This window comes from Okeania sp. SIO2B9 (genome assembly GCF_010672505.1).
GTDB classification, from domain to species: domain Bacteria; phylum Cyanobacteriota; class Cyanobacteriia; order Cyanobacteriales; family Microcoleaceae; genus Okeania; species Okeania hirsuta.
On sequence record NZ_JAAHGK010000310.1, the window covers coordinates 1 to 6,485 of the forward strand.

A 6,485-nucleotide genomic window follows, 5' to 3' on the forward strand; every position below is an offset into this window, starting at 1 on the left:
GGTCAGCGGCCCGGTCGACACAGTGTTCGCAACGGAAGAGCCCGAGATCGTGCCAAAGAAAGCCGACGATACGACCGAAACTTTCGCAGGCCCGCCGGTGTAACACATTCTGAATAAGACTAGAACACTTTTTTAGCTGAAACTCTTTCAAGGTAAGAAACCTTTGTCTCAATCTTAACTGGAATGACTATAAATAAATATTCGTGTATATATCCAATAAAAAAACTTGGTACATTATACAACTATTGGTCGAATATGCAAATAATTAATAAATTTTTTCTAATTGACGAAAATCACGCTCTACTTCAGACCAGAGAGCACGGTTATGAGGGTCTGTTTTTAGTGCTTTCTTAAGATAGTTTCTAGCTTTATCCAGTTGCCTTTCTCCAATGAGGTGACGTGCCCAACGTTGATAGGCGATCGCTTGCCATTGTCGTACTTCCCAATCTTGAGGCATTCTTTGAGCCAAACCTTCTACTACAGCGATCGCTCGAGGATATCTTTTATATTTTAATAATTGCTGTAAATGTAAATAATAATTTTGCTTAAGTTGTTTTTCTGCTTCCGATAAGTGGGATTCACTTTTCTGTTGATTCGACTTACGAGTTACTTTAACTTTTGTTTGCTTTGAGGGCGAAGTTTGTGGAGATTTAGTTTCTGGTTTGGAATTATTTTTTGTTGATTTGACAGTATAATTGTATGGTAATTCTGTTTGAGTAGGAGCAATTTTCAACAAGATTTTGTAAGCTTCTGTAACTGCAATAAATTTATCTTTAGCTTGCCGGTCGGGGTTAACATCTGGATGATATAGCCGTGCTAGTCGTCGATAAGAAGCCTTAACTTCTCCCAAACTAGCTCCTATATTTAACCCTAATTGTCGATAATAATCTGCAATATCCATATTTTTTTTTACAGACAATAAAGTAGGCTGAATATTAAGTAGTTGTGTCAAATCAATTACACATTAATTTTGGACATTCTCAAGAATTTAGACAAATTTCTGTTCAATCTATTTTGCCTACCTACTTAATTCACCCTACTGGAATGACATACCTAATTTTGTGCCTTAGATTATTGGGGTTGGGGCGGGTTCATCTAATTGGTTAATACTCTTTAATTTAACGTGGAAACCGCCCCTACTATTGCAACATTTTTAGGTATGTCAAGCCACTACTAACTACTAATTTTTAGTTTTGACGTTCATCAATTACTTGGTCAATTAGACCATATTCTTTTGCTTCTTCAGCAGACATAAAATAGTCTCGATCGGTATCTTTTTCTATCTTTTCTAAAGATTGACCCGTACATTCTACAAGCATATTATTTAACTGCGACCTAACACGCAAAATTTCCTTAGCTTCTATTTCAATATCTGTTGCTTGACCACGAGTACCGCCCATTGGTTGGTGAATCATAATTCTGGAGTTAGGCAAAGCTAGTCTTTTACCTTTCGTACCAGCAGCTAATAGAAAAGAACCCATAGAAGCAGCTAAACCTAAGCAGATAGTAATTACATCTGATTTGATGTACTTCATTGTATCGTATATGGCCAAACCTGCAGTTACAGAACCACCAGGAGAGTTGATATAAAGATAAATGGGCTTATTTGGGTCGTCAGAATCTAGATACAACATATAGGCCACGATTCTATTAGCTAGTCCATCTGTAACTTCTTGACCCAGAAAAATAATTCTTTCCTGACCGAGACGGGTGTAAATATCTATCCATCTCTCATACTGACTGCCAGGAAGACGATAAGGAACGCTAGGAACACCTATAGGCATAATTTTTTGACCTTTGATTTTTTGATTTTATTGAAAACTTAAACAGCAGCGGGTAGTGGTTTTGGTAGTTCTTTTCTACTTGCTAAAACTTGGTCTATCAGACCATATTCTTTAGCTATTTCGGGAGTCATATAAAGCATTCTATCTGTATCTTTAGCAATCTTTTCTACTGATTGACCCGTATTTTTAGAAAGAATATTTAAAAAAGTTGTCTTATTAGCTAAAACTTCTTTTGCCCTAATCGAAATATCTGTTGCTTGACCTCTCGCTCCTGTTTTAGCTTGATTAAGAACTATGGTAGCATGAGGTAAACTTGCCCTATATCCTTTTGTTCCTGCCGACAAAATCATTGCTGCTGTACCCATAGCTTGACCAATACATATTGTATGAATTGGTGGTTTAACGTAACTCATGGTGTCACAAATAGCAAATGCTTCTGTTTCAAAACCAATTGCATCTCCTGTATACCAAGAAGTACCAGTAGAATTGATATAAAAATAAATTGGTTTTTCTGGATTATCAAATTGTAGATAAAGTAGTTGAGCAATAATTAATTGGGTAACATCAATACCTACATTTCTTTTTACTTCATCTGATGAAAAAAGCGGTAACCCTAAATAAACGATTCGTTCTTTTAACATTAAAGATTCTAAATCAGGGGGTGGTGTCCGAAAAGAGGTGTCTCCGTAGTAACTCCCTGCTTGAACTGCTTTTATTTGTGAGTTCATTAGATAATTCCTAGCAATAATTGTACTATCTTTAAATTATGTTAGCGTGCTGTAGAGTTATTGTAGCGGGTATGATTGATATTAGTCATGGTCTTAAATTTAGTGATAATATTCTGAAATATTGCTACCAAAAACAATTTTTTTTGTCTAGGTGTGGATTTTACCATAATTATTTGGCAAAAATGGCGTATTTACCATTAATTATATTAATTGAGTAATATAGTTAGCAGAGATTGGGTTTCTTGTTGAGATACAGACTCGATTGTCATTAACTTTTTGAGAAACCTAGTTTTTATGTATTCAAATCGAAATTTTTCCCTATCAAAAATGGAGCGAGTGAGGACTCCCGGTACAATCTCCAATTTACCGGGATATGAATCGCGACAAAGCAAACAATAAGCACTCCATTGAGATAGATTGAGATAGAATGATGATCAAATTGGGACATGATAACACTAACCTACGAATTTAAGTTAACTCCCTCTCAGCAACAGATTGCCATCATAGAAGATATGCTGGCGGTCATCAGAAAGGTGTGGAATTATGCCTGAAGAGAGCGAAAAGACTGGATTAACAGTAGGAAATGTGCAGTTAACTGTTGTTCATTGCATCAAGAGTACATAATTCCTGCGGATGCACCTTACCCTAACTACAACAGACAAGAGGCCAACTTAACAAAAGCTAAGAAAGCTAACTCAGAACTCAAAAGAACAAATGCCCAAGTCTTACAGCAAGTTATCAAGACTTTAGAAAGAGCATTTAGCAACATGAAACAGCAGGGCGATAAAATAATGAATAATGAATAATGAATAATGAATAATTAAAGAATTCAGCAATATTTGCTTCCCCTTGAAATGGGAAAAAATGAAATTTTTCCTGGAGCTTCAATCCTCTCCCTTTGAGGAAGAGGTAATTATTAATTGTTAATTGTTAATTGTTAATTGCTGAAGGATACCCCTGCTTCTGGACACCCATTAGGGATTGATATTGGACTTGATAAATTCTTAGCAACAACTGAATTGTGAATTGATTGAACGTCCAAAATTTTTAACCAAACTACACAGTAAGCTGAAATTGCTACAACGTAGATTAAAGTTAAAAACATCCAGTTCAGCAAATCGACATCAACTTAACAAAAAGATTGCCAGACTTCACCAAAAAATTTTAGACACCTGAAAAGACTTTCACTTTCTTTTAGATGCAGGGTTAGGTCAGTTCTTCAGTATCTTGGCTTGGGTATGCAAGAAACGAGGGGTTTATTTTGGCCAGGTAGACTACAGATATACCAGTCAAATTTGTCCAAATTGTGGATCCCATACAGTTAAAAAAGACCTGTCTGAGCGTATTCATAAATGTCGTGAATGTCACTACGAAATCAATCGTGATGTGGCAGCAGCAAAAGTGATTTGTCATCGAGGTGTTACTGCGGCCGAGTGCAGATCGTAGAGCAAATTGACGCTCGTTGGCGTACTGTCGGGGACTGGCAACAGTCTAGATAAGTGCCACTCAAGCAGTAAACCTAAATCGTGAGGTTTGGGAATCTCCGGTTATAATCTTTAGATTTAACAGGAGAGGATGTCAAATTTGTGGATATATCCTGAAATAAGTAGTAGTAAAATTTCTAGTATATTTATGAAAGTTAATCTACATTCGGTTCTTAACGATACCAATATTGATGCCACTCAATCTTCATCTCAACGTCAACTGGCCATATCTATTTCGGCTCTAGCTGATGAGCTAGAAAGAACTGTACCACTAAACCTATGTTTGATTTTAGACCATAGTGGTTCTATGGAAGGAAGACCGCTGGAAACTGTCAAACAAGCAGCAGGACAACTTGTAGATAAATTGAAGGAGGGCGATCGCCTTTCAATTGTTGCTTTTGACCATAGAGCTAAAGTGATTGTTTCTAATCAAATTATTAATGACCCTGGTAGTATTAAGCGTGAGATTAACAAGTTAAGATCCTCTGGTGGTACAGCTATTGATGAGGGTTTGAAATTAGGAATAGAGGAGTTAGATAAAGGTCAAAAAGATGCTATTTCCCAGGCTTTTATATTAACTGATGGGGAAAATGAACATGGGGATAATGACCGTTGTCTTAAGTTAGCAAAGTTGGCTACTGATTATAGTATGACTCTAAATTCCCTGGGGTTTGGTGATGATTGGAATCAAGATGTTCTGGAAAAAATAGCTGATGCAGGTGGGGGGACTCTTGCTTATATTCAACGTCCAGAACAGGCAATAGAGGAATTTGGTAGACTGTTTAATCGGATTCAATCTGTGGGACTTACTAATTCTTATTTGCGATTATCTTTGATGCCTAGAGTTAGATTAGCAGAACTTAAACCTATTGCACAAGTAGCACCAGATACTATTGAGTTGCCCGTACAAAAAGAGAACGACCGCTTTATGGTCAGACTGGGAGATTTAATGAAAGATGTAGAAAGAGTAGTTCTAGTTAATCTTTATATTGGGCAATTACCTGAGGGAAAACAAGCGATCGTTCAATTACAAGTTCGTTATGATGACCCTGCTCAAAGTAAGGAAGATTTACTTTCTGAACCTATATTAGTTGAAGCTAATGTTACGGAAAAATATCAGCCTCAAATTAATTCGGAAGTACAAAATCATATTTTAGCTTTAGCAAAATATAGGCAAACTCAAATAGCTGAAACAAAATTGCAACAAGGCGATCGAGCTGGTGCTGCTACAATGTTACAAACTGCTGCTAAAACAGCATTACAAATGGGAGATACAGGAGCAGCAACTGTTTTACAAACCAGTGCGACTCGTTTACAAGATGGAGAGGAACTTTCTGAATCAGACCGGAAAAAAACTAGAATTGTTTCCAAAACAATTTTAAAGTAAAGGATACTTTTTGATTAGTTTAGCCAGGGAGTTTTTCCCTGGTAAATAATTAAATTTTATCTAGATAACTATAATTTTATTTATCAGAAATTATCCGAATATAATATTGAAAATTAAGCTTTAAAGCCTCTGTATAGCTGTGCCACTGGCTGTAACTCTACAAGTATAAACAAGATAAATTTTTCCTTTTCGCCAATCCTCTTGTTTTCAATTAGACTCAATCAAAACATCTAGTTCTTCCATCTATAAGTTCCATAACTTCTCTATCAGTTTCTCACATATGATTCCTGATTACTATATATAAATAACTATTATTTGGTGAATCTTCATCAACCCACTAAAATAATAATTAAAAATTTAAATTCATTTCAAAAATTTAGCGTTAACTTATTTTAGATGAAATAGTAACAATTGAAATGCAAACTTTTCAGTGTCTTATTCTCTAAAACCTATATGTACTTAATAAAGTCGCCAACTACTATACAGCACTTTGCAGAACAATTAGGTACAATGTTCAAAGCAATAAGCAAAGATAAAAATGAAACCTTATTATTTACTCAATGCTATTACTGTAACAATTAGTCGTGCAAAAGGCTGTAAGTTTTTGTTCTGGAAGTAAAAATAGTTTTACAACAAGTATGAATTGGATTTTTTTACAAGGGAAAGAATGGTTTCAAAACTTATCTAGATCATTAACAACTCCACTTTTTTATATTGGAGATAATCATCTTTCTATAAGTGCTATTGTCAGACTAATTCTATTAGGTGTAGCAGTCTTAATTATTGCTCGTGCTATTGGAGAAGGAATCAAGAGATTACTACTAACTCGTATGGGTTTAGACCGGGGTAATCGAGAAGCGATCGCCTCAGTTATTATCTATATAATCGCCATTTTAGGAATTTTAATTGTTTTACAAAGAGCTGGTATAGATTTGAGAACTATTACAGTTTTAGCAGGAGTTTTAGGTATTGGACTTGGCTTTGGATTACAAAATCTTGCTAGTAACTTTATTAGTGGTTTAACACTTTTATTTGAACAACCTATTAAGGTAGGAGATTTTATTGAAGTAGACAATTTATTAGGAACAGTAGAAAATATTTA

General features: G+C 35.3%; 9 protein-coding genes. 5 read left to right on the forward strand and 4 right to left on the reverse strand.

The window, feature by feature from the left end:
- From F6K13_RS35130 to F6K13_RS12940, 4 genes are all read right to left on the reverse strand, one after another.
- The coding region (locus F6K13_RS35130) for a TRAP transporter large permease subunit (protein ID WP_353735658.1) at nt 1–108 on the reverse strand (108 nt) is incomplete at its 3' end.
- Between the two features lie 157 nt (nt 109–265).
- Nucleotides 266–901, reverse strand: a complete 636-nt coding sequence (locus F6K13_RS12930; RefSeq protein ID WP_124144698.1) for a DnaJ domain-containing protein — start codon at nt 899–901, stop codon at nt 266–268.
- 286 nt (nt 902–1,187) lie between these two features.
- Nucleotides 1,188–1,784 carry an ATP-dependent Clp protease proteolytic subunit gene (locus F6K13_RS12935; RefSeq protein ID WP_124144675.1) on the reverse strand — a complete coding sequence of 199 codons (597 nt, stop codon included), beginning with the start codon at nt 1,782–1,784 and terminating at the stop codon, nt 1,188–1,190.
- 38 nt (nt 1,785–1,822) lie between these two features.
- Nucleotides 1,823–2,512, reverse strand: coding sequence for an ATP-dependent Clp protease proteolytic subunit (locus F6K13_RS12940; RefSeq protein ID WP_124144676.1), 690 nt, complete (start codon nt 2,510–2,512; stop codon nt 1,823–1,825).
- A 446-nt stretch (nt 2,513–2,958) separates the two neighbouring features.
- Here F6K13_RS12940 and F6K13_RS12945 point away from each other — a divergent pair, with 446 nt between their 5' ends.
- From F6K13_RS12945 to F6K13_RS12965, 5 genes are all read left to right on the forward strand, one after another.
- Complete coding sequence (locus F6K13_RS12945; RefSeq protein WP_240038921.1) at nt 2,959–3,063, forward strand: helix-turn-helix domain-containing protein; 105 nt, start codon at nt 2,959–2,961, stop codon at nt 3,061–3,063.
- A 54-nt stretch (nt 3,064–3,117) separates the two neighbouring features.
- Nucleotides 3,118–3,318, forward strand: a complete 201-nt coding sequence (locus F6K13_RS12950; RefSeq protein WP_240038922.1) for a hypothetical protein — start codon at nt 3,118–3,120, stop codon at nt 3,316–3,318.
- Nucleotides 3,319–3,739: 421 nt separating this feature from the next.
- Nucleotides 3,740–3,958: a zinc ribbon domain-containing protein gene (locus tag F6K13_RS35135; protein WP_338043172.1), complete on the forward strand. Its 219-nt coding sequence runs from the start codon at nt 3,740–3,742 to the stop codon at nt 3,956–3,958.
- A gap of 186 nt (nt 3,959–4,144) precedes the next feature.
- Nucleotides 4,145–5,383 carry a VWA domain-containing protein gene (locus F6K13_RS12960; protein WP_124144678.1) on the forward strand — a complete coding sequence of 413 codons (1,239 nt, stop codon included), beginning with the start codon at nt 4,145–4,147 and terminating at the stop codon, nt 5,381–5,383.
- A gap of 638 nt (nt 5,384–6,021) precedes the next feature.
- Nucleotides 6,022–6,485 (forward strand): mechanosensitive ion channel family protein (locus F6K13_RS12965; protein ID WP_287287568.1); only part of this gene is annotated, 464 nt, incomplete at its 3' end.

What these genes read in the sequence shown, in the direction of transcription:
- F6K13_RS12930 (WP_124144698.1), bottom strand. Translation starts at nt 901, where the DNA reads ATGGATATTGCAGATTATTATCGACAATTAGGGTTAAATATAGGAGCT.
- F6K13_RS12935 (WP_124144675.1), bottom strand. Translation starts at nt 1,784, where the DNA reads ATGCCTATAGGTGTTCCTAGCGTTCCTTATCGTCTTCCTGGCAGTCAG.
- F6K13_RS12940 (WP_124144676.1), bottom strand. Translation starts at nt 2,512, where the DNA reads ATGAACTCACAAATAAAAGCAGTTCAAGCAGGGAGTTACTACGGAGAC.
- F6K13_RS12945 (WP_240038921.1), top strand. Translation starts at nt 2,959, where the DNA reads ATGATAACACTAACCTACGAATTTAAGTTAACTCCCTCTCAGCAACAG.
- F6K13_RS12960 (WP_124144678.1), top strand. Translation starts at nt 4,145, where the DNA reads ATGAAAGTTAATCTACATTCGGTTCTTAACGATACCAATATTGATGCC.